Consider the following 21586-nt stretch of genomic DNA (forward strand, 5'->3'; position numbering starts at 1 on the left):
GGTGACGACAGGGCGATGACACGAGAGCGCGAGATCGCCGCGCGCATCACCTCCCTCGTCGCCGATGCCGACGACCAACTCGATGCCGTGGCATCCGAGCTGACCACGTTGTATCGCAGAGACATTCCCGTGTACGACTCTGTCACGCACGCCGAGGTGCAGCGCAACACTCGCGCGATCCTCGACATCGTGCTCCGACGTCTGCGCAGCGATGCCCCCGAGGTGGACTCCCACGACGTCACCGATCTGGTCCGGTTGTGGGCCGGTCAGACGATTCCGCTCGAACTCGTGGCCCACAGCATCCAGCTCGGGGCGCGCGAGCTGTTCAAGATGGTTCGCCGGAACGCGGCCGAGCAGGGTCTGTCGACGGACGCCGTGGACGACATCCAGGACATGATGTGGGAATGGGCCACGTCCTACTCGGCGGCGGTGAACACGGTGGTTCAGGAGCGTGCGGTCGCGGGTGCGACGCGGCGCGCAGATCTTCTCCGGCAGCTGATCGAGGGTTCGTACGTGCCGGCGGTACTGCAGGCCCACGCCTCGGAGCACGGTATCGACATCGGGCACCACTACCGCGTCGCATGCCTGGCGTGGAACGACTCGTCGACAGTGTCGGACGTCCGAGCCATGCTTCGTATCCGCTGCGGCGGTGGCGGTCTCGTGGTCGTCGACGCGGTCATCGACGGTTTCCTGGTGGCACTGCTTCCCCGGGTTCCCGACGGGATGGACGCGGCAGTGTCGGTCGGTGTCGGCGACGCGCTTCCGGTATCGGGCGCTCGGGCGTCGTTCCGGCAGGCGCACCTCGCCCTGGATCTCGCCACCAGGTTCGGCCGGGCGGGAGTTCTCGATCTCGCGGCGCTCGGACCCCTCCCGTTGCTCGCGCTGGGGGAGGAGTCGGCCGACAGGCTCGCCTCTGCGCATCTCACCCCGCTGCTGGAACGCGGCCCGTCCGGACGCGACATCATCGACACCGTGGCGGCGTACCTCGAGCACGATCGACGTGTCGACGACACCGCGGCCGCGCTGTTCGTCCACCGCAACACCGTCCGCAATCGCGTCGCACGGTTCGGAGATCTCACCGGTCTGGACATCGACAGGACGGCAGACCTGGTCCTGGCCTGGTGGCTACTGACGAGGGAGCGCACCGCCGGCTCGACTGTCGAGGATCCCGCGTTCTAGAGCAGGGACCGTCTTCCGCATCCGCGGGCGCAGGATCGCATCCCAGAGCCGGCCGGTGAACACGCCGCGAACAGTGTCGACTCCGCGGAGCGCGCCGGGTACGTACACCTTTCGGCGACGGCGGACGATGGCATCGACGAACGCGTCGACGCAGTCGCTGAGCTCGGTCACCACACCGAAAGGCCACGGCAGTTCCTCGATACCGTCGCGCACGGCGGCGATCCTGTGCTGGGAGTCGAACATCGGTGTCCGGACGAACGCAGGGTGGGCGACTCCGACTCCGACGCCTTTGTGCGCTACTTCGAGGCGCAACCCTCCGCCGAACGCTTCGACTCCGGTCTTCGCCGCGGCGTAGGCAGCCTGTCCGGGAACGGTTTTGAGTGCCGCGGCCGACGAGACCAAGAGATAGAAACCTCGCTGTGCCGTGATTGCCGGCAGCGTCGCGTGCACGGTCCGGATGACACCGATCAGGTTGATCTCGACGATACGTGCCAAGTTCTCGACGTCGCTGATGGCGACAGTGCCGGCCTCCGCGATGCCGGCGTTTGCCAGGACGATATCGAGGCAGCCGTATTCCGACAGCACCTCGGTCACAACAGCTTCGAGGGATGCGCTGTCGGTGACGTCGGCGCTGAACGCACGGTGCCGTCCGTGGTGTGACGTCGGGAGGCTCGCCAGGACGTCGGCGGGAATGTCGCTCCGATCCACCAGGACGACATGGGCGCCCATCGATGCCAGCCGACGTCCCGTCTCGAGCCCGATGCCCGATGCGCCTCCCGTGATGAGTACGACCTTGCCGGATACCGACTTCATGCGTCGACTGCCCTTCTTCCGCGAGTGATGATGTCGTCGATCATCTCCGGTGATGGCCGCGGCAAGAAGGTACCGCGGTCCACCGTTGTCTCGGCGCTGCTGTGCGTGTGCACACGACGCCGCGCCGGGTCCACCGGTCGCTTCTGTCATCGGCGTAGTCTCGAGACCGCCGACGACGTCTGGAGGGCAGCGTGTACATCGACGACCACTGCATTTCCGTCGGGGTTGGATCGTGACGTCGGAGCCGTCCTTGTTCGAGGTGGACGACGCGTCGCGCCCGCTGGCGGACCGGCTCAGGCCTCGGACGTTGCAGGACGTGATCGGGCAGGATCATCTGCTGGCCCCGGATGCACCGATCGGGCGGATGGTCGAGACGAAGCGACTCGTGTCGATGGTGTTGTGGGGGCCGCCAGGGTGCGGAAAGACCACGATCGCGCGGCTTCTCGCGGAGCAGACCGATCTGGCCTTCGAACCTCTGTCCGCCACCTTCTCGGGCGTCGCAGATCTTCGAAAGGTGTTCAAGTCGGCACAGATCCGGCGGGAGACCGGTCACGGCACGATGCTGTTCGTCGACGAGATCCACCGTTTCAATCGCGCTCAGCAGGATTCCTTTCTGCCGTACGTCGAGGACGGAACGATCGTCCTGGTCGGCGCCACGACGGAGAATCCAAGTTTCGAGCTGAACGGAGCTCTGCTCTCGCGCAGTCAGGTCTTCGTGCTGAAGCGGCTCGACGATGCCGCTCTGAGCACGCTCGTCACCCGCGCCGAGGGTCTTCTGAGCCATCCGCTGCCGCTGACCGACGAGGCCCGGGGTGCACTGATCGCGATGGCGGACGGCGACGGCCGGTATCTGCTCAACATGATCGAGCAGGTGCACGCCCTGTCCGGGCCGCTGGATCAGGCCGGACTCGCACGGGCGGTCCAGAAGCGTGCACCGCTGTACGACAAGTCGCAGGAGGGCCACTACAACCTGATCTCCGCGCTGCACAAATCGATGCGGGGGTCCGATCCGGACGCATCGCTGTACTGGTTGGCGCGGATGCTCGACGGGGGAGAGGATCCGCTGTTCGTCGCCCGCCGGATCACTCGCTTCGCGGTGGAGGACATCGGATTGGCGGATCCGAACGCCGTGCATCAAGCACTCGCCGCCTGGGACGTGTACGAACGCTTGGGTTCTCCCGAGGGCGAACTCGCGATCGCTCAGGCCGTCGTCTATCTCGCGACCGCGCCCAAATCGATCGGCGTCTATCGCGCCTTCGGTAAGGCACGTGCCGCGGCGAAGCGAACTGGATCGCTGATGCCGCCTCAGCACATTCTCAATGCACCCACGTCGCTGATGAAGGACCTCGGCTACGGCGAGGGGTATCGGTACGATCCCGATACCGACACGGGATTCTCCGGCGCGAACTACTTCCCCGACGGCATGGACCGGCCGGTCTTCTACGAGCCCACCACGAACGGGTACGAGCACGCCGTCACGGAGCGGTTGCGGTCGTGGGAAAATATGCGCGCGAACGGCTCTCGCGATATCTGATACGAGTAACGCGCGATCTCACACCCCGGTGAACATCTCGATCAGCCCGTACGGCGCACGCTCACCGAGGCACAGATCCACGATGTCGTGCGCATCCGCGTAGAAGGAATCGGTGCGCGTGAACAGTTCGGCCTCGTACGCAGCGATCGCGGCATCGGGGTCGTCGGGGTGCGCGAGAATGAACCGTCCGAGCTCGGCGCCGTCGAACATGGCGAGGTTGGCTCCGTCTCCGGACGGGGGCATGAGGTGCGCCGCGTCGCCGAGCAACGTCACGCCCGGCGTCGGCCTCCATCGGTGACCGTCGGGAAGCGCGAAGATCTTGCGGGTCACGGGTGTGGTGTCACTGCCGGTGATCAGGTCCGTCAGATGTGGTGCCCAGCCGTCGAATTCCTGCGCGATGCGTGCCGACGTACTCGGTGCGTCCGAGAAGTCCAGAGTATCGATCCACTCGGCGGGCCTGGTGAGTTCGACGTAGGCATGCAGAACGTTGCCTACCTCGCGGTGCGCCACGATGCCCCGGCCGGGTGTCAGCGCGTACATCGCGCCGAGGCCGACACTGTCCGCGGTGGCCGGAAAGCGTACGTCGACGTCGTGCAGATACGTTTCGACGAACGTCGTCCCCGTGTAGTGGGGCGTCGACTGCGACACCAGTGGGCGAATTCTCGACCATGCACCGTCGGCTCCCACGAGCAGTTCGCTGACAGTCGTCGACCCGTCCGCGAAGGTCAGGCGGTGCCCGCCGCCGCTCAGAGGCTTCACGCCGGCGACCTTGTGTCCCCACCTGACCGTGTTCTGCGGCAGTGCGTCGAGAAGAATCCGGCGTAGATCGCCGCGAAGAACCTCCGGCCGAGTCTGATCCCCGTCGTCCGGCTGGTCCAGCAGGACGGTTCCGTGTGGATCGAGAATCCGTAGTGCCTGTGCCCCTTCGTGAACGATCGACCGGAACTCGCGTGTGAGACCGGCGGCCTCGAGTGCCTTCTGGCCGTTCTCCTCATGGATGTCCACCTGGCCGCCCTGCGTTCGAGTATCGGCGGACATGTCCGATTCGAAGACCCTGACCGCGGCGCCGTGCCGATGGAGTACTCGTGCCAGCGTCAGGCCGCCGAGGCCTGCGCCGACGATGTCGACAGTGATCGCCATGGGAGATCCTTCCGTGTTTGGAACAGTGTTCCATTAGTGTGGAACGTTGTTCCAGATGTGTCAAGATGGACGACATGGCAACCGGACAGCGCCGCACCGACGCATTGTCGACAGAGCGCGTCGTCGACGCGGCGATCGACATCCTCGACACGGAGGGGGAGAAGGCGTTGACGTTCCGTGCTCTCGCGGCACGGTTGTCCACCGGAGCCGGTGCGATCTACTGGCACGTCGCCGACAAGAACGCGCTACTGGACGCGGCCACGCATCTCGTCGTATCCCGTGTGATGCGTTCGTCCGTCGACGATGGCGACGGCCCGATGGAAAGCCTCCGGACACTGGCGCTCGGAATCTTCGACGCACTCGACGATCACCCGTGGGTCGGCGCACACCTCCTCCGTGATCCCCGGCAAGCGGCGCTGGCTCAGCTGTTCGATGCCATCGGCGGCCGGGTCGCGACACTGGGCGTCGACGAACGCGATCTCTTCGACGCCGCGACAGCGTTGGTGAACTACATCCTGGGCGTCGGCGGCCAGAACGCTGCCAACGCCAGGAACGTCCGGGACGGCATCAGCAGGGAGGCGTTCCTGGACGAGGTGGCGACGCGGTGGGAAAGCCTGGACCCGCGGGCGTACCCATTCCTGCACCGCGTGTCGCCGCAGCTAAGGGACCACGACGATCGTGCTCAGTTCTCCGCCGGTGTCGACCTGATCCTGTCCGGCATCACCCATGGCGCGAACAAGGCCTGAGTCTCGTCCGGCACACGGCTAGAATCGGTGCATGCCGAACGCCGAGAGCTGCGCAGATGCGTAGGGGATCCGGTGAACTGGAGAAGTCCGTGCTGGAACTTCTCGGCCGGGACAAGGAACTGTCGGTGTCCGATGTGCGGCGCCTTCTCGAAACGGACCTCGCCCACACGACGGTGATGACCGCGCTGGTGCGGCTGCACGGGAAAGGGCTCGTCGCCCGCGAACGGCGCGGTCGTTCGTTCGTCTATGCGCTGAGTGCCCCGTACGAGGACCTGCCTGCCCTGCGTGCTGCCATGCGTATGCGGTCCGAACTCGACGCGGGACAGGCGCGTGCCGACGTGCTCGCCAACTTCGTCGCCGCGCTCGATCCGGACGACGAGGTCACGTTGCGGCACTTGCTGTCCCGCCAGGACGAACGCGACGTGAACGGGTCGTGATCGCGTTCGTGGGTGTCGCCGCTGCGCCCTGGGTGTTCTCGATTCTGTTGCGACTCTTCGGTGATCGTCTCGACCGGCACCTCTCGCCGGGGTGGGCAGTGGTGGGAGTATCCGCGTTGTCCGCGCTGTCCGCAGCCGCAGTGGTCGCGTCGTCGATCGCAGTGTCGGCAGTGCTCCTGTCGGCGTCGTCGTGGCCGCCGCGTGTGGCCGGAGCCGTCCTGGCGATCTGGCTCGTGTGGCGAGTCGCGGTGTCGGCGATGCATCTTCGACGAGTCGCGGCAACAGCGCGTCGGTCGGCTCCGTTCGGACGCACTGCCCGCGCGACGGACGGGGTGGTGGTCGTCGAATCGTCCGACCCGGACGCCTTCGCGGTGCCGTCCGGTGGCGGCGCGATCGTCATGACGACAGCATTGATGTCGGCGCTCTCGGACGCGGAGATCGGTGCTGTCCTCGATCACGAGCGTGCGCATCTCCGCTACCGGCACGCCTTCTGGACCCAGGCGGCGGAGGTCTCGGCTCTGCTCGACCCCTTCGCGCGCCCCGTGGTTGCGCGCGTGCGGCACGCCGCGGAACGGCACGCCGACGAGTGTGCCGCCGATGCCGCTGATCGCACCACCGTGATGACGGCGTTGGCGCGGGCGGCGCTGCTCAGGGCAGATGTCGCCCGGGATCGGGCGTCCTACACGGTATCCGGGACGGGAGGGGACGTCGTCGCGCGTGCCCGAGCGTTGAGCGGCCCGCCGCCGGTGGCGTCGCGGGGGACCGTCGTGGTCGCCTGCGCTGTGGTGGCCGCGGCCCTGATATCGCTCGTCGTGGTGCTGGCGGACGTCACGCAGGACGTCATCGTGCCCGAGGCCGGCGAATCGGCGACCACGATCCTCGAGTAGGGCTGCGCCGACGGCCTACTCGGAATCGGCGCCTTCGGAGGGTGTGTCGGACACGTCGCTCCAGGACGCGCGTGCTCCCGATTCGCCGATGCGATACACCTGGACGATGGTCGCAGCACCGACGACGACCGCGAGGATCACCGCGACGACCGACAGCCGGCGCGGCACTGCGGTGCCGCGCCTTTCGCGCAGGTGCACGGCGACGAGCGCCGCTGCCACGACGACCAGAGCGATCGAGAAGTACAGCATCCAGTCGCCGAGTTCCGTGTGCTCGTGCACGGCCTCCGACCGAGGAACCCGCTTCTCGAGCCACTCTCCGGCGTCGGTCGTCAGCGGGGTCAGAATCAGCGTGATCACCGCCAGTGCGGCGATCAGCCAGACGAGTCGGTTGCGGACGGGGCGTGAGATGGCTGCGGCGATCGCGAGCAGTGCGGTCAGCGGAGCCAGCACGACGATGAAGTGCACGAGAAGAATGTGAGCGGGTAGGCCGTTGATCGTCGACACGAGTGAACTCCTGGAGGGTCGTTCGGTGCCGAGGCGCACCCAATTTGATACTACAGAACGTGTAGTAGTTCGGGCGCGGTTCGCGCCGGGTCCGGAAGTCTCCAGGGGGCGTCGGAATCGCTGCCGATCGTATCGAGGATGCGCCGGAACATGTGAGTGAACTCTTGAACGGTCGATCCCTCGTACAGCGCCGTCGGGTACACGAATCCGACCTCCCAGTGATCTCCGGACGGGTCCCGATGCTCCGTGACGTGAAGGTGCAGATCGCATTTGGCCATGTCGAGGGGGCGCGGTGTCACGGTGATCCGTGTCCGATCGCCGTCCGTCCCGGTATGCACGTCGAGGACTACGGGTTCGAGCACGTCGAAGGACAACGCGACCTGGAACAGCGGATGTCGCTGGTGGTGTGGTCCCGGATCGACCACATCTGCGATGTCTGCCAGCGGTACCGCCGTGTGATCGAACGCGCGCGTCTCACTCGCCCGAGCGCAGTCGAGTGCCTCCGCCACGGTCGTGGCACCGGACAGATCCGTGCGTATGGCGACGGTGGTGCTGAAGGTACCGACGATCTCTTCGAGGATCGGATCGTCGCGGCCGATGACAGGCGTACCGACGACGACGTCCTCCGAACCCGTCAGCTGCGCCACCAGAATCATCAGCGCCGTCCGAACCACGGTGAACCTACCCACGCCGTGGCGGTTCGCGACGGCATCGACGTCGCGGACGCCATCGGCATCGAGGTGGAGAGTGCGGCGCCCCGCGTCGAAGGACCAGGTCGCGGGCCGGGGACGGTCCGGCGGGGGTGTCGATGTGAAGTTCGCTCCGTGGAGCTCGGAGCGCCAGAACTCGACATCGTCGGTCACCGAGCGCGACTCCGCCCAGACGCTGTAGTCCGAGTACTGCACGGGACGCGGCGGCGACCACGACGGAGCGTGGCCGCTCGAGCGGGCGCGGTAGGCGACAGCGAAGTCGCGTCCCAGGATCCCGAGCGCCCACCCGTCTGCGGCGGCGTGGTGCACGACGCACGCGATGACATGGTGGTCACTCGCGTCGACGAAGACGCGGACTCGAACGGGCAGTTCCCGCCGGATGTCGATGGGCTCGGAGAGGAACGCCGCGACAGCACGGTCGGAGAACGGCTGCGGCGCAAGCACGGTCGGGGACGAGGTGTCGTCGACCAGCTGATGCGGACCGACAGGTGAGTCCGGGAACCGCGTTCGCAGAGTGCGGTGGCGAGCCGCCAGATCGTCGAATGCGGCGGAGGCGGCATCGAGGTCGAACGGACCGGTGATATCGAGGGTGAACGGAAGATTCGAGAGCGGCAGGGTGGCGTCGAAATCGATATCGCGTTGCTGGGGCGCGAGGGGAACGGCTGACACGCCGTCGGACAGTCCCGGCGTTGCGCGAGAGAACCGTTCGCTGTGAGCATCTCGGGAGTCGAGGACGAGGGCCAGAGCACGCACGGTGGGCGATGCGACGAGGTCACGGACTCCGACGTCGATGCCGGCCGCGACGCGAAGCCGCGACACCACGCGGGTCGCGGCGAGCGAGTCCCCGCCGAGATCGAAGAACGACGACTCCGCGCCGATGCCGTCGACGGCCAGGACCTCCAGGAATGTCTGTGCGATCAGTTCTTCCGTCGCACCTCGGGGAGGAGACGCGTGCGGGTCGGCGTCACGAGCGACCGGCTCCGGCAGTGCGCGTCGATCGACCTTTCGGTTGACCGTGAGCGGGATCGCGTCGAGAGTCGTGATCGACGACGGAACCATGTGCGGGGGGAGCGATGCCGCGGCGAACCGACGGATATCGTCTGCGTCGGGCGTCGTTCCGGTCATCGGGACGATGTAACCGTCGATTCGTGAACTGCCACCGGGGGTTCGTCGAAGGGACACGGCTGCCGCCGCGACGTCCGGGTGCCGACGCAGGGTGCTGTCGATCTCGCCGAGTTCTACCCGGTTGCCGCGTATCTGTACCTGATCGTCGTCCCTGCCGTGGAACTCGAGGGTTCCGTCGGCGCGGCACCGTGCGCGGTCGCCGCTGCGGAACAGGCGAGAACCGTTGTAAGAGAAAGGATCGGCGACGAAGCGAGTCGACGTGGTTCCGTGCTTCCCGAGGTAACCCCGAGCGAGACCGGCAGTGTCGATGTAGATCTCGCCGACCGCACCGGGGACCACCGGCCTCAACCGGCCGTCGAGCAGGTGAATGCGGACACCGGTCATCGCGGTGCCGATGCCTACGCGTGTGTCGGCCTCGATGGTGTCGGTCATCGTGACGCTGCACGTGGTCTCGGTCGGGCCGTAGGCCTCGAGGAGTCGTCGTCCGAGGGACCAGGACGCCAGGAGGTCTGACGACGATTCCTCACCACCGACGATGACGGTTCCGACAGCGGGGATCTGCCGAGGGTCGATCGTCGAGAGTACGGACGGAGTGGCGAGGAGATGACTGACATCCTGGTCGACGAGGAATTCCGCCAGCTCCGACCCACCGATGACCTCCGGCGGACAGATGGCCAGTGAGGCTCCGGTGGCAGCCGCGGCAACAAGTTCGACGATTGCAGTGTCGAAGCCGAGCGCTGCCGACATCGAGATACGTGATGCGGGGCCCAGTCCGTAGTGCGATCGGATGTGCTGCACCAGCGGCCCGATACCGCTGTTCGTGACCACGACTCCCTTCGGCGACCCGGTCGAGCCCGAGGTGTAGACGATGTAGGCGGCCGAGAGAGGATCGCGTCGAGACGAGTCGTCGCGTCGTTCGACCGGAGACTTCGGTCGAACGTCGTCCAGTGCGATCCACGTCGTCCGTGACGTCGGGAGCCTCAGCGGTCCCGGTTCACCGAGTCCCGTTCTCGCCGAACAGTCGTCGAGGATGAAGCGTGCCCGTTCATCGGGCAGAGCTGGGTCGACGGGCACGTGCACGGCGCCGACCCGGGCGATCGCCCAGAACGCGACGACGGCCGACACGGATCGTGGAACACGCACTGCGACGGCATCGTCGGGTCCGACACCGTGATCGAGCAGGATGTTCGCGAGCCGGTCGACTCGCATCGCCACCTGTCGATAGGTGAGGGTGACGCCGCCGGAGGTGAGCGCCGGAGAATCACCGTGGGTGTCCACCGCGTCGCGGAAGACCTCGGCCAGAGTCGACGAGGTGTCGGCTGGGGAACCGACCGACGCGGGGGTCGGCGGGAATTCCTCGGGGAGTGAGAGATCGATCGATGCGACGTCGGTCTCGGGATTCGAGAACGCGTCGAGAACGTGCAGGTACCTCCGTCGTAGAACCTCGAGGTCGGCTGCGGAATGTGTTGCCGGGTTCCCTTCGAACTCGACACGCGCACCGTCGCCCGACCACTGGGGATAGATATTGACCGCGATGTCGGACACGGGCCCGGTCTGCAGTATCTCCAGGCGCCCGTGCAAGTTTCCGATCGGAATGCTCTCGGCGAACATCATGATGTTGACGGTCGGGCCGAAGTAGTCCGAGTTCGACAGTCGAGATCCGCTCGCCGCGCGCGCAGTCGCTGCGCTTCGAGCCCGTCGCAGCACGGACTTCAGTGCCACCTCCGTCGACGAGACGGCACCTCCGACTGTGGAGTCGCCGATGCCGTCGAGGTCGAGAGGCACGACGGCCGACATCGTCGAACCCGCCCGTTTGCTCGTGGCCGTGGCGCGTGCCGATACAGGGAGCGACAGCCGAACGTCCTGCACGCCGCACATGCGGCTGAGCAACACGGCGACTGCTGCGATCATCGTCGCGGTTCCGGAACCGCCCAGGCTGCCGTGGGCGTTGCTCCGGTCGGCGGTCGACTCGTGCGTCCGTGCGGACACCGGCTGCGGTCGACGTGCCGCACCCCACCGAACGGTAGGTCGATCGGAACGGTCGGCCCAGAATTCGGTATCGCGGCGCAAACGGGGCGACGCCGAGTACGTGATGTCGTCGTCCACCAGAGTCTGCGGGGTGGGAACGTCCACGGGCGGTGCGGGCCGCCCGTCGGCGAGTGCCCGGTACAGGGCGGCGGTCCGCTCGAGGACGAGCATCGAGGTGTGACCGTCCTGGACGATGTGATGCGCCCTGGTGAACCACAGAACCCGGTCGTCGGCCAGGCGGAAGATCCGCGACAGGACCAGCGGCCCGTCGAGCGGAACCGCGCGACCGCAGAGTTCCTGCATCGACCTGTGGGCGATCGAGAAGGAATCGTCGGCAGGACGGAGATCGACGACGTCGATGTCGTGCGCGGTGGCGTCGACGAATCGTTGGCAGGGCCGACCGTCCTGGTCCGCGATGCGCAGGGTCGATGTCCGATACTCCGCGTGCGCTGTCGAACCGCTGGTGACCAACGCGTCGACGTCGATGTCGCCGGTGATGTCGACGCAGTACGCGATCGTGAACGGCAGATCCGGTGCGAGTTGCTGGGCGTACCAGACGGCAATCTGGGCGGACGTCAGCGGGAGCGACCCGTCGATCACGACTCTCCTCTCACGTTCGACTACTACAGATCAAGTAGTACCACGGTGTCGATCGACCCGTCCTTCTCGACGGGAACGGGCAGGTGGAACCCTGATGGGTGGCGCACGCCCGTGTGTCCGCCGTCGAACCCCGAGGGGAACCCATGGCCTCGTCCGACCCTCTCGCTCCCGACCTGGTGGTCGACCGGGTGGCAGCCATCGCCGACTGCAGCGTGACCTCGGATGCCGACGCCATGGTCAAGTACGCCACCGACTGGACGGGTCGCTGGACAGGCGCACCGCGGGCCGTCGTCCGCCCCCGGACTTTCGACGCTGCTGTGGCGGCGATGTCGGTGTGTCGCGCACTCGGGGTCGCAGTCGTCCCGCAGGGCGGAAACACCGGTCTCGTCGCCGGCGCAGTGCCCCCCGAGGGATCGGTCGTCATCTCGACCGAGTATCTCGTCGACGCCGGCGACGTGCAGGACGACGGAACGGTCACCGTGGGCGCCGGGACGACTCTTGCAGCACTCGAAGCCATCGCCAACCGGTCGGATCTGACGTGCGGTCTGACGCTGGCTTCCGGCGAATCGGCCACCGTCGGCGGCGCGGCAGCCACCAACGCCGGAGGAATGCGCGTCCTGCGGCACGGCACCGCGCGAGCGCGGATCGCAGGACTGCGGGCGGTGACAGCGGAAGGGACGGTCGTCGATCGTCGACGCACACTCCCCAAGGACAACACAGGGTTCGACCTCGTCGACCTGCTCGTCGGATCCGAGGGAACGCTGGCGCTCATCACCGACGTCACCTGGCGCCTCGCTCCGCGGGTGGCCGATCGCGTCGTCCTGGTCTTCGCATTCTCCGACGTGGCTGCCGCGGTGTCGGCGCTTCCCGTTCTCCGCAGGCTGCCCGGACTGCAAGCGTTGGAATGGGCTGCGGGAGCAGAGGTGCAGCGCGCGGCCGACCACACGGGACAGGCAGCGCCGCTTCCGGTGGACGGCTTCTGGGTCTTCGCCGAGCTGGGTGACGCGGGACGTCGAACGGCAGGACGAGGTGCGGACGACGAGATCGATCTGCTCGGTGCCGCGACCGGCATGCTCGGCACGGTGATCGGAACGTCGATCGCCGAGGACCGGATCGCCGTGGCGAGCACACCGGCCGAGTGCCGACACCTGTGGTCGTTCCGTGAACGCATCACCGAGTCGATCAACAGCGTCGGCGTCCCGATCAAGCTCGACGTCGGCGTCCCGCTCGACGTGTTCGCCGACTCGTTCCACGCCATCGAGGACACCGTCCGACACGCCTCGGACGAGGTGACGGTCGCGCTGTTCGGGCATCTCGCTGAGGGCAACTTCCACGTCAACCTCGTGGCGACACGCGGCGGGAGCATTCCACCGTCGCTGGGGGAGCAGCTCGAGGATCTGGTGCTCGAACTCGTCCTCCGAGCCGGTGGCACCGTCAGTGCCGAACACGGGATCGGCCGGGCCAAGGCGCGGTGGCTTCCGCGGCAACACGGCAGCGATCAGGTCGATCTGATGAGAAGTATCAAAGCCGCGTGGGATCCGACGGGACTCCTCAACCCAGGTGTCCTGTTCGGTGGATCGCCGACCCGCTGAGCTGCTCACGGGACCGAGACGGACACCGTCATGGTTGCGGCGGAACGCCTTTCGCCACAGGAAGGGACCAGCCGAAGCGCAGCGACGCGAAACGCAGCCCCATCGCCAGCACCGTCGCGACGGTCAGGCCGACGTTCTCCGAACCGCCGACGGCATCGATCACGACGACCGCAACGGTGCCCACCAAGGCCGGCACGGCGTAGAGCTCCCCCCGGAAGATCAAGGGGACGTCGTTGACGAGGATGTCTCGGAGTACACCTCCGGCCACTGCGGTCGTGGTGCCGAGCATGCACGCGGCGACGACCCCGCCGCCGTGGGTGAGCGTGACGGCGGCGCCGGTGGAGGCGAACAGTCCCAGCCCCACCGCGTCGAGAAGCACGACCGCGCGCCAGAGGCGGCCGACGGCGACATGCGCCACGAACACCACGACGGCGGTCGTCAGCGCGACCGCGATGATGGGCCACTCGGTCATCGACGTCGGGGGATGAACGCCGATCAACCCGTCGCGAATCAGGCCTCCTCCGATGCCTGTCGTGACGCCGACGACGCAAACTCCGAGAAGGTCGAGGCCTTTGCGGACACCGACGAGGGCCCCCGAGGCGACGAAGGCGATGATCCCGAGATATTCGAGAACGTCGGCGAACACGGTGTGAGGTCCTTTCAGGTCTGACAGCGCCGAACGTGAGGCGTCATGCCTGCACGTTATAGCTCGACTCCGGCGATGCTGCGCACTGCACCGTGCCCGTCGAACGCGAGCTGACTGAACGCGACCTTCTCGATGAAGAAGCGGTCGTGGCTGACCAACACCACGGCACCGGGGAATGCCGCCAACGCGCGTTCGAGCACCTGCGTACTGGCAAGGTCCAGATGGTTCGTCGGCTCGTCGAGGACGATGACGCCGGCGCCGTAGAGAAGGCACTGGGCGAGGGCGACTCGGGCGCGTTGGCCACCGGACAGAGCGCCGATGCGTTGCTTCTGGTCCAGCTCGGAGAACTGCAGCAGTGCAAGGAATCTGGCGACGTCCTTGCGAGTCGCGGTGAGCGCGAGGCTGTCCGGCATCGCGTTGATGGAGTGCGTCACGGTGTCGTCGAGGTCCAGGTCCGCGAGCACCTTGTTGTAGTGGATGAAGGGGTGGGACTTCGACTTCCACTTCACGGTTCCCGAATCGGACGGTTCGATCCCGGTGAGGGCATCGACGAGCGTCGACTTCCCGCACCCGTTGGGGCCGGTGATCGCGATGCGGTCGCCGCGATGGATTTCGAACGACAGGCCCTCGAACAATGTGCGATCGCCGAACCGCTTCGTCAGACCCTCCACGACGCACAGGTCGTCGTGGACGTGAAGTTTGCCGTAGATCGAGGTGATGACCTGATCGACCGGCCGTGGATTCTTCGCCTTCTTGATGTTGGCCAGTCTGCGTTTGAGTACGCCGCTGGGATTCTTGATCGCTTCCTTGCGATCGGTGATGGCATCCTGTTCGTACGCGAGAAGTTGCTGCTCGTTCGAGAATTCCTTCTCCAGGTTCTTCAGGCGGAACTGCTTCTGCTGCACGTAGTCCGAGTAGCTACCGTCGTAGGACTGCAGCCGATTGTTCTCGATCTCGACGATCGTGGTCACGACCTGCTCCAGGAAATGCCGGTCGTGCGAGACGAGCAGGAGTGCTCCGCGGAAATCACGCAGCCAGCGCTCGAGCCAGGCGATACCTTCGGCATCGAGGAAGTTGGTGGGCTCGTCGAGAAGGAGGACGTCGGGCGCCTCGAGGATGATGCGCGCCAGTGCCGCACGATTGCGCCACCCACCGGACAGCTTGTCGACGGGCAGTTCCCGACGCTCGGCGTCGAAGCCCAACATCGACAGTGCGGTGTCGATCTGTTGGTGATACGTCCACCCGCCGCCCGTTTCCATCTGCTCGAGCAGCTCGGCCTGTCTGTCGACCAGTCGGTACATCTCCTTCTCGTCGATGTCACCGCCGAGTGCGGCCTCGACCTCGCCCAGTTCTGCCTCCACGGCCCTGATCTCGCCGAACAGTGATTCCAGTTCGACGGTGATGCTGCGGTCTCCGTCGAGTTCGGAGAACTGGGAGAAGTAGCCGATCCGTGCGCCCTCGGTGACATCGACGGTGCCCGCGTCCGCCGACGTTCTGCCCAGAAGGAGTTGCAGCAGAGTTGTCTTGCCGGACCCGTTCCGGCCGATCAGTCCGACCCGGTCGCCGTCCGTGAGCTTGAAGAACACGTCCCGCAGGATGACCCTCTGCTCGTATCCGGCGGTGACGTCGTTCATGCGAATCCAGCTCATCGCGGTGACGCTACTGGACCGGCATCGGTGTTCCCGACCACTGCGGGAGAGCGGGCCTCAGCGGCCGTTGCCGTTCCCGTTCCCGTTGCCGCCCCCATTGCCGTTGCCACCCGAGTTGCCGTTCCCGTTGCCGTTACCGCCGGAGTTGCCGTTCCCACCCGAGTTGCCGTTGCCGTTGCCGTTGTTGCGCGGCGGCACGGGAGGAACATCGACCACGACGGGAGGTGCGACGACGGGAGCGTCGAACACGGTCTCGTTCGTGGTGGGCGCCTCGACGACCGGTGCAGGGATTTCGACTACGGGTGCGAGTACCGGTGTCTCGACGGGTGCGGTGGTTGCCGGCGAGGTCGACTCGGCGACGGGAACGGCAGTGTCGCCCACCTCGACGTCGTCGCCGGACGTTCCCCAGACCAGAGCGGCCGCGATGATCACCGCGGCCGCGCCGGCGGACACCCATGGGAGCAGCGAACGTCGTGGTCGTTCGGGAAGATCGAGTGGCGGTTCCGGTGGGGGAAGAGGGGTGCGGAGAATCGAGGTGTCCTGCGTGGTGGCGGCAAGGGCCCGGAACTGTCGGGCGACCTCGACCGCCGACGGCCGATCCGCCGGACGACGCGCGGTCATCCGAGTCATGATCGAGTGCCAGCCGGGTCCGAGGTGTGTCGGAACGACCGGGTCTCTCTGCAGCCGTGCCAGGGCCGACGCGAGGGAGCCGCCGCCGAACACCATCACGCCGGTGATGCACTCGATGAGTACGAGTCCGAGGGAGTAGATGTCGGATTCCGGACCCGTCGGGGCGCCGGTGGCCTGCTCGGGACTGAGATATTGCGCGGTACCGACCGCCGTTCCATGCTCGGTCAGGGGGTCCGACTCGATGACGCGAGCGATCCCGAAGTCCGTCAGCTTCGTCCACCGCTCAGTGTCCCGGTCGGCACGGTAGGTCATGAGGACGTTGGCGGGCTTGACGTCCCGGTGAACGACACCCGCGTCATGGATGTATGCGAGCGCCTCCGCGAGTTCGTACCCGATCCGCGCGGTCACACCGGGCGAGATCGCCTGACCGGCTCGGAACGTCCCGAGGGTAGGTCCGTCGACGAGTTCCATCACCAGGAAAGGGCCGCTGTATCCGTCGACATCAGCGACTGCGCCGGCGTCGAACAAGGTGACCAATCCGGGATGTGACAACCGTGCCAGCGTGCGCATCTCGGCGTCGATGCGGCGCCGGTCGTGCGGAATCAGGTCGTCGTGGCGGAAGACCTTGACGGCGACAGTGCGCCCGAGCATGAGGTCGACGGCCTCGTAGACGTCCGCGACGCCTCCGCGCCCCAGCACGGAACCCAGCTCATACCGACCGGCGACGAGTGATCGCGAATCCTCTCGCATCATCGTCACCCACTCCATTTTCGGTATCCCGAGCCTTTTCCGGCGCCCGACAGCAATGGTGATCGTAACGTCGCGACCATTCATACCCTCGACGAGCCGAGCGGAAACGGACGGCGTGGCTCCCGATCCACGACGAGCCACCGTCCGTGTTGTTAATGTCCTTCGAATGTTCGTGCCGTTCAGCGTCACCGATTTCCTCGACCGCGCAGCCACCGTCTACGGCGATCGGATCGGCGTCGTCGACGAGCCGTCGCAACCCGCACCGAGCCAGGGTTCCCTGACGTACTCGCAGGTTGCGGACCTGGCGTCCCGTCAGGCCGCACGGCTCGACGAGCTCGGCATCGGCGTCGGGGAACGCATCGCCGTCGTCAGCCACAACTCGAGTCGGCTCCTCACCTCGTTCTACGGTGTGAGCGGGTGGGGGCGAGTACTGGTGCCGATCAACTTCCGGTTACGGCCCGACGAGGTCCGCTACATCGTCGAGGACTCGGGCGCGCGTGTGCTCTACATCGACCCGGAGCTCGCGGACGAACTCGCCGACGTCGAGTGCGAGCACAAGTTCATGCTCGGAGACGACGCGGATCTGTACGCCGCTCCCGGCGCCGTTCCGGTGAGCTGGGATCCCGACGAGTCCGCGACGGCAGCCATCAACTACACGTCGGGAACCACGGCCCGGCCCAAGGGTGTGCAGATCACGCATCGCAACATCTGGGTCAACGCCGTGACGTTCGGGCTGCACGCGGCCGCGGGGGACCGTGACGTCTATCTGCACACGTTGCCGATGTTCCATGCGAACGGGTGGGGCCAACCGTTCGCGATGACCGGTGTCGGCGCGCAGCACATCGTGCTGCGCAAGATCGACGGCGCGGAGATTCTCCGCCGAGTCCGCGATCACGGGGTGACCGTGATGTGCGCGGCTCCCGCCGTGGCTGCGGCGGTGCTCGACGCAGCGCGGACGTGGGAGGGGGAGATCCCGGGACGGGACACCGTACGCATCATCATGGCCGGTGCGCCGCCTCCGACCAAGACCGTGGCGAGAGTCGAACGCGAACTCGGATGGGAGTTCATCCAGATCTACGGGCTCACCGAGACGTCCCCGTTGCTGACCTTCAACCGGACGCGGGCGGAGTGGGACGACCTCGATCCCGAGGAGAGGGCCGCCAAGCTGACGCGTGCGGGAGCGCCGGCACTGGGGGTCCGCCTGTCGGTGGACGACGCCGCGGAGGGCGCCGGGGAAGTACTGGCTCGCTCCAACGTGGTGATGGAGGGTTACTGGGGTCGGCCGGAGGAGAGCGCCGCGGCCCTGGCCGACGGCTGGTTCCACACCGGTGACGGCGGCGACATCGGTGAGGACGGCTATCTGACCATCGCCGATCGCAAGAAGGACGTCATCATCACCGGGGGAGAGAACGTCTCGTCCATCGAGGTGGAGGACTGCTTGTTCTCGCACCCCGCGGTGTCGGAAGTAGCGGTCATCGGTGTCCCCAGCGAGAAGTGGGGGGAGACGATCAAGGCTCTCGTGGTGCCGGCGCCCGACTCGGCGGTGACAGAGGGGGAGCTGATCGCCTGGTGCAAGGAACGGCTGGCCGGATACAAGGCGCCGACGACGGTCGAGTTCCGAGAAGAGTTGGCCCGCACCGCCACCGGCAAGCTCCAGAAGTTCAAGCTTCGTCAGGCGTACTGGGACGGGTACGGCCGCGCCGTCAACTGACGCCCCTCCCGTGTCTACGCTCACCGCATGCGATTCGACGAATACCGCGGCCACGATGCGACCGGTCTCGCAGACCTGGTCCGTTCGGGCGAGGTGACGTCGGCCGAGCTGGTCGACGTCGCCATCGCACGGGCCGAGGAGGTCGACCCTGCGCTCGGCGCCTTGGTGAACCGTCAGTTCGACGATGCACGGGCGCGCGCCCGCGGGACCCTCGCGGGACCGATGGCCGGAATTCCTTTCCTGCTCAAGGACCTCTACCAAGCGCAGGCCGGGATCGTGGAGACGTGCGGGTCGCGATCCCTCGCGTCGTCGGTACCGACGGAAACGGACACGGTCGTGCAGCGATGGCTCGACGCCGGTGTGGTCGTGATCGGCCGCACCACTGTTCCGGAGTTCGGCTCGAAAGGCGTGACGGAACCCGATCTGCACGGACCGGCGCGCAACCCGTGGGCGCTGGACCGCAGTCCCGGCGGTTCCTCCGGTGGTGCGGCCGCAGCGGTCTCTGCCGGCATCGTTCCTGTCGCCGGAGCGAGCGACGGAGGCGGGTCCATCCGCATTCCGGCCGCGTACTGCGGACTCTTCGGACTGAAGCCCGGGCGAGGAGTCGTTCCGTCGGGTCCCCGTTCCGGTGAACCGCTGTTCGGGGCGGCGGTCACGGGTGTGCTGACACGATCCGTGCGAGATTCGGCGGCCTTCCTCGACGTCATGCGCGGTTCGGATCCGAGCGCGCCCTACGAGTTCGCCGCCCCCGGCAGCTCGTACGCCGAGTCGCTCTCGGTGACGAGCCGAACCCTGCGTATCGGAGTGCACACGGGGTCCGCACTGAACTCGACTCCGAACCCCGAGGTCGTCGCGGCCGTGAACGCCACGCGCGACCTGCTCACCGACATGGGGCACGTCGTCGAGGAAGCTCGGCCCGCCTCAGACGAGGAGCAACTGGCCCGGGATTTTCTTACTCCGTGGTTCGTACACGTCGCGGCGGAGGTCGCCCGCCACACCCGCACGGGTCGCCCGTCGCGGTCGGATTTCGAGCTGGACACGCTGGTGCTTGCAGAGATCGGCCGGGCGACGTCGGCCGTGGACTACGACGCGGCGATCGGGCGATGGCACGACCACGTCCGTGCGCTGGGCACGTTCCATCAGCACTACGACCTGTTCCTGACGCCCACCACGGCTGAGCCCGCGCCTCTGATCGGAGCGTTCGACACTCCGTTCGCCGAGCGCCTGGGGGCTCGCGCGGGGCTGGCCCTGCGTCTCGGTCCTGTTCTCGGCCGGCTCGGTGTCGTTCAGGACGCCGTGATGCGCAGTCTGTCCGCCGTGCCCTACACGCAGCTGGCCAACGTCACCGGGCGTCCGGCGATGAGTGTTCCGTCGGCATGGACGCCGGAGGGTCTGCCCGTCGGAGTCCAGTTCGTGGCGGCTCCGGGCGGTGAGTCGACACTTCTGCAACTCGCGCGTGACCTCGAGGAGGCGCGGCCGTGGTTCGCGACGGTGCCCTTTATCTGACGGCGCCGACGTTGCCATCCGGTCTCGATTTCGTGATCGAGTACGAACAACGGCTCGAACTGTGGTGACATTATCGAGTGACCGATGCTCCGGGGAGGTCCAGAGCGGTGCCCGACGTGGACGAACGCGTGCGGTACGCCGTTCTGCTGGCACGGATCGCGCACCGCGACGAGGCGGCCCTCGCCGATCTCATCCTGATGACGCATCATCTCCTTTTCGCGGCAGTCGTCCGGGTACTCGGCGATCACGCGCGCTCGGAGGAAGCAGTCCAGGAGACCTACGTCCAGATCTGGGACGCCGCGGCTCTCTTCGATGCCGATCGGGGGTCGCCGCACGCCTGGATGTCCACCCTGGCTCGACGACGCGCGATCGATCGAGTCCGCTCGGACACCTCGTCGTCGAAGCGTGACACCGCCTATCACGCGGCCCAGTACCACCGTGACCACGACGAGGTCTTCGAGTCGGTCATGACATCGCTGGATGCCGACACCGTCGCCCGGGAACTGGTCGAGTTGACGGCGTTGCAGCGTGTCGCGATCGAGTTGATCTACTTCTCCGGTCTGTCGTACACCGAGGCCGGACTACGCCTCGGGGTACCGAAGGCCACGGTGAAGACGCGGGTGCGGGACGGGATCCAGAAGCTACGCGTGCACATGGCGCCCGCGAGCACGTAGATCCCGAGCCCTCCTCGGTTCACCAGTCGATCCGGCCTTCGCGGTTGACGAACCTGCCGGTCGGGCTTCCCGGTCCTTCCGTGGCGAGGGCGACGACCGCGTCCGTTCCCTCCTCCACGGTCTGGGGCCCGTGGTGTCCGTTCAGGTCGGTGCCGGTATATCCGGGATCCACCGCGTTGATCCGAACAGAGGGAACGGCCTTGGCGTATTGCGTCGTCAGCATGGTCAGCGCGGCCTTCGACGAGGCATACAGCGGAGCGAGTACCCGGGATTCCGCGCGGTCGGGGTCGTGGGTCGCGGACAGCGACCCCATCTCGCTGCTCACGTTGACGATGACGGGGTCGTCCGAGCGAGCCAGAAGCGGAAGGAACGCGGTGGTCGTGCGGATCACGCCGAAGACGTTGACCTCGTAGACGTCTCGGGCGTCGGCGGCATTCAGCGAGCCGACGTCGCCGAGCGTGCCCATGATGCCGGCGTTGTTGACGAGAACGTCCAGCGCACCCTCGTGCTCGAGGATGTCGGCGGCTGCTGCAGCGACCGAGTCGTCGTCGGAGACGTCGATCTGTACGAAGCGGACTCCGAGGGAGTCCGCGGCCGCCGTACCCCGTTCGCGGTCACGTGCGCCGAGGAGGACGGTGTGACCGGCGTCGACGAGGCGGCGTGCGGTCTCGAAGCCGAGACCTTTGTTGGCTCCGGTGATCAAGGTGATTGTCATGACGCCATCG

The 21586-nt window shown here is 66.8% G+C and carries 17 protein-coding genes; 9 read left to right on the top strand and 8 right to left on the bottom strand.

The features are described 5' to 3' along the window. Window positions 1-15 precede the first annotated feature (15 nt). Window positions 16-1179, top strand: coding sequence for a PucR family transcriptional regulator (locus tag AC0IX4_RS15085; RefSeq protein ID WP_471829663.1), 1164 nt, complete (start codon window positions 16-18; stop codon window positions 1177-1179). On the opposite strand, the gene AC0IX4_RS15090 is transcribed toward AC0IX4_RS15085, so the two are convergent. Continuing rightward, window positions 1126-2142, bottom strand: a complete 1017-nt coding sequence (locus AC0IX4_RS15090; RefSeq protein ID WP_471829664.1) for an SDR family NAD(P)-dependent oxidoreductase — start codon at window positions 2140-2142, stop codon at window positions 1126-1128. The two genes, AC0IX4_RS15085 and AC0IX4_RS15090, sit on opposite strands and share 54 nt — an antisense overlap. 82 nt (window positions 2143-2224) lie before the next feature. On the opposite strand from AC0IX4_RS15090, the gene AC0IX4_RS15095 reads away from it, so the two are divergent. After that, window positions 2225-3526, top strand: coding sequence for a replication-associated recombination protein A (locus tag AC0IX4_RS15095; RefSeq protein WP_471829666.1), 1302 nt, complete (start codon window positions 2225-2227; stop codon window positions 3524-3526). 18 nt (window positions 3527-3544) lie between these two features. Here AC0IX4_RS15095 and AC0IX4_RS15100 read toward each other — a convergent pair whose 3' ends face one another. Next, window positions 3545-4666: an FAD-dependent oxidoreductase gene (locus AC0IX4_RS15100; RefSeq protein ID WP_056069975.1), complete on the bottom strand. Its 1122-nt coding sequence runs from the start codon at window positions 4664-4666 to the stop codon at window positions 3545-3547. A 74-nt stretch (window positions 4667-4740) separates the two neighbouring features. Here AC0IX4_RS15100 and AC0IX4_RS15105 point away from each other — a divergent pair, with 74 nt between their 5' ends. The 3 genes from AC0IX4_RS15105 to AC0IX4_RS15115 are packed head-to-tail and all read left to right on the top strand — an operon-like array spanning window position 4741 to window position 6736. Beyond that, the gene (locus tag AC0IX4_RS15105; protein WP_156148767.1) at window positions 4741-5412 is read left to right on the top strand and encodes a TetR/AcrR family transcriptional regulator; all 672 of its coding nucleotides are present in this window, start codon (window positions 4741-4743) and stop codon (window positions 5410-5412) included. Window positions 5413-5468: 56 nt separating this feature from the next. After that, on the top strand, window positions 5469-5849 hold the full coding sequence (locus tag AC0IX4_RS15110; protein ID WP_471829667.1) for a BlaI/MecI/CopY family transcriptional regulator: 381 nt from the start codon (window positions 5469-5471) through the stop codon (window positions 5847-5849). After that, window positions 5846-6736, top strand: a complete 891-nt coding sequence (locus AC0IX4_RS15115) for a M56 family metallopeptidase (RefSeq protein WP_471829668.1) — start codon at window positions 5846-5848, stop codon at window positions 6734-6736. The genes AC0IX4_RS15110 and AC0IX4_RS15115 overlap by 4 nt, the downstream gene beginning before the upstream one ends. A 15-nt stretch (window positions 6737-6751) precedes the next feature. Here the strand turns inward: AC0IX4_RS15115 and AC0IX4_RS15120 are convergent, their stop codons facing one another. Together AC0IX4_RS15120 and AC0IX4_RS15125 are read right to left on the bottom strand one after the other, a co-directional pair. Beyond that, window positions 6752-7240: a DUF2231 domain-containing protein gene (locus tag AC0IX4_RS15120; RefSeq protein ID WP_471829670.1), complete on the bottom strand. Its 489-nt coding sequence runs from the start codon at window positions 7238-7240 to the stop codon at window positions 6752-6754. A gap of 50 nt (window positions 7241-7290) precedes the next feature. Then, window positions 7291-11703 carry an amino acid adenylation domain-containing protein gene (locus tag AC0IX4_RS15125; RefSeq protein ID WP_471829671.1) on the bottom strand — a complete coding sequence of 1471 codons (4413 nt, stop codon included), beginning with the start codon at window positions 11701-11703 and terminating at the stop codon, window positions 7291-7293. A gap of 143 nt (window positions 11704-11846) precedes the next feature. Between AC0IX4_RS15125 and AC0IX4_RS15130 the strand changes: the two genes are divergently transcribed. Next, window positions 11847-13295 (top strand): FAD-binding oxidoreductase, encoded by a 1449-nt coding sequence (locus tag AC0IX4_RS15130; RefSeq protein WP_471829673.1) that lies wholly within the window; start codon window positions 11847-11849, stop codon window positions 13293-13295. A 28-nt stretch (window positions 13296-13323) separates the two neighbouring features. On the opposite strand, the gene AC0IX4_RS15135 is transcribed toward AC0IX4_RS15130, so the two are convergent. From AC0IX4_RS15135 to AC0IX4_RS15145, 3 genes are read right to left on the bottom strand one after another with little or no spacing between them, the layout of a single operon-like run. Beyond that, on the bottom strand, window positions 13324-13941 hold the full coding sequence (locus AC0IX4_RS15135; protein ID WP_042573011.1) for a trimeric intracellular cation channel family protein: 618 nt from the start codon (window positions 13939-13941) through the stop codon (window positions 13324-13326). Window positions 13942-13997: 56 nt separating this feature from the next. After that, window positions 13998-15590, bottom strand: a complete 1593-nt coding sequence (locus tag AC0IX4_RS15140; RefSeq protein WP_471829675.1) for an ABC-F family ATP-binding cassette domain-containing protein — start codon at window positions 15588-15590, stop codon at window positions 13998-14000. A gap of 57 nt (window positions 15591-15647) precedes the next feature. Further along, window positions 15648-16973 carry a serine/threonine-protein kinase gene (locus tag AC0IX4_RS15145; RefSeq protein WP_471829930.1) on the bottom strand — a complete coding sequence of 442 codons (1326 nt, stop codon included), beginning with the start codon at window positions 16971-16973 and terminating at the stop codon, window positions 15648-15650. Window positions 16974-17136: 163 nt separating this feature from the next. Here AC0IX4_RS15145 and AC0IX4_RS15150 point away from each other — a divergent pair, with 163 nt between their 5' ends. From AC0IX4_RS15150 to AC0IX4_RS15160, 3 genes are all read left to right on the top strand, one after another. Then, entirely contained in the window at window positions 17137-18681 is a 1545-nt protein-coding gene (locus AC0IX4_RS15150; RefSeq protein WP_471829677.1) for an AMP-binding protein, read from the top strand. A gap of 27 nt (window positions 18682-18708) precedes the next feature. Further along, on the top strand, window positions 18709-20187 hold the full coding sequence (locus AC0IX4_RS15155) for an amidase (protein ID WP_056069947.1): 1479 nt from the start codon (window positions 18709-18711) through the stop codon (window positions 20185-20187). 107 nt (window positions 20188-20294) lie between these two features. Further along, window positions 20295-20861, top strand: a complete 567-nt coding sequence (locus AC0IX4_RS15160; protein ID WP_471829679.1) for a sigma-70 family RNA polymerase sigma factor — start codon at window positions 20295-20297, stop codon at window positions 20859-20861. 19 nt (window positions 20862-20880) lie between these two features. On the opposite strand, the gene AC0IX4_RS15165 is transcribed toward AC0IX4_RS15160, so the two are convergent. Continuing rightward, entirely contained in the window at window positions 20881-21576 is a 696-nt protein-coding gene (locus AC0IX4_RS15165; protein WP_471829681.1) for an SDR family NAD(P)-dependent oxidoreductase, read from the bottom strand. Window positions 21577-21586: the final 10 nt, after the last annotated feature.

The organism is Rhodococcus sp. AC861, assembly GCF_979256035.1.

Coding starts and splice junctions, on each gene's coding strand:
- AC0IX4_RS15150 (WP_471829677.1), top strand. CDS start 17,137: ATGTTCGTGCCGTTCAGCGTCACCGATTTCCTCGACCGCGCAGCCACC.
- AC0IX4_RS15110 (WP_471829667.1), top strand. CDS start 5,469: ATGCGTAGGGGATCCGGTGAACTGGAGAAGTCCGTGCTGGAACTTCTC.
- AC0IX4_RS15155 (WP_056069947.1), top strand. CDS start 18,709: ATGCGATTCGACGAATACCGCGGCCACGATGCGACCGGTCTCGCAGAC.
- AC0IX4_RS15090 (WP_471829664.1), bottom strand. CDS start 2,142: ATGACAGAAGCGACCGGTGGACCCGGCGCGGCGTCGTGTGCACACGCA.
- AC0IX4_RS15100 (WP_056069975.1), bottom strand. CDS start 4,666: ATGGCGATCACTGTCGACATCGTCGGCGCAGGCCTCGGCGGCCTGACG.
- AC0IX4_RS15105 (WP_156148767.1), top strand. CDS start 4,741: ATGGCAACCGGACAGCGCCGCACCGACGCATTGTCGACAGAGCGCGTC.
- AC0IX4_RS15130 (WP_471829673.1), top strand. CDS start 11,847: ATGGCCTCGTCCGACCCTCTCGCTCCCGACCTGGTGGTCGACCGGGTG.
- AC0IX4_RS15140 (WP_471829675.1), bottom strand. CDS start 15,590: ATGAGCTGGATTCGCATGAACGACGTCACCGCCGGATACGAGCAGAGG.
- AC0IX4_RS15145 (WP_471829930.1), bottom strand. CDS start 16,973: ATGATGCGAGAGGATTCGCGATCACTCGTCGCCGGTCGGTATGAGCTG.
- AC0IX4_RS15165 (WP_471829681.1), bottom strand. CDS start 21,576: ATGACAATCACCTTGATCACCGGAGCCAACAAAGGTCTCGGCTTCGAG.
- AC0IX4_RS15085 (WP_471829663.1), top strand. CDS start 16: ATGACACGAGAGCGCGAGATCGCCGCGCGCATCACCTCCCTCGTCGCC.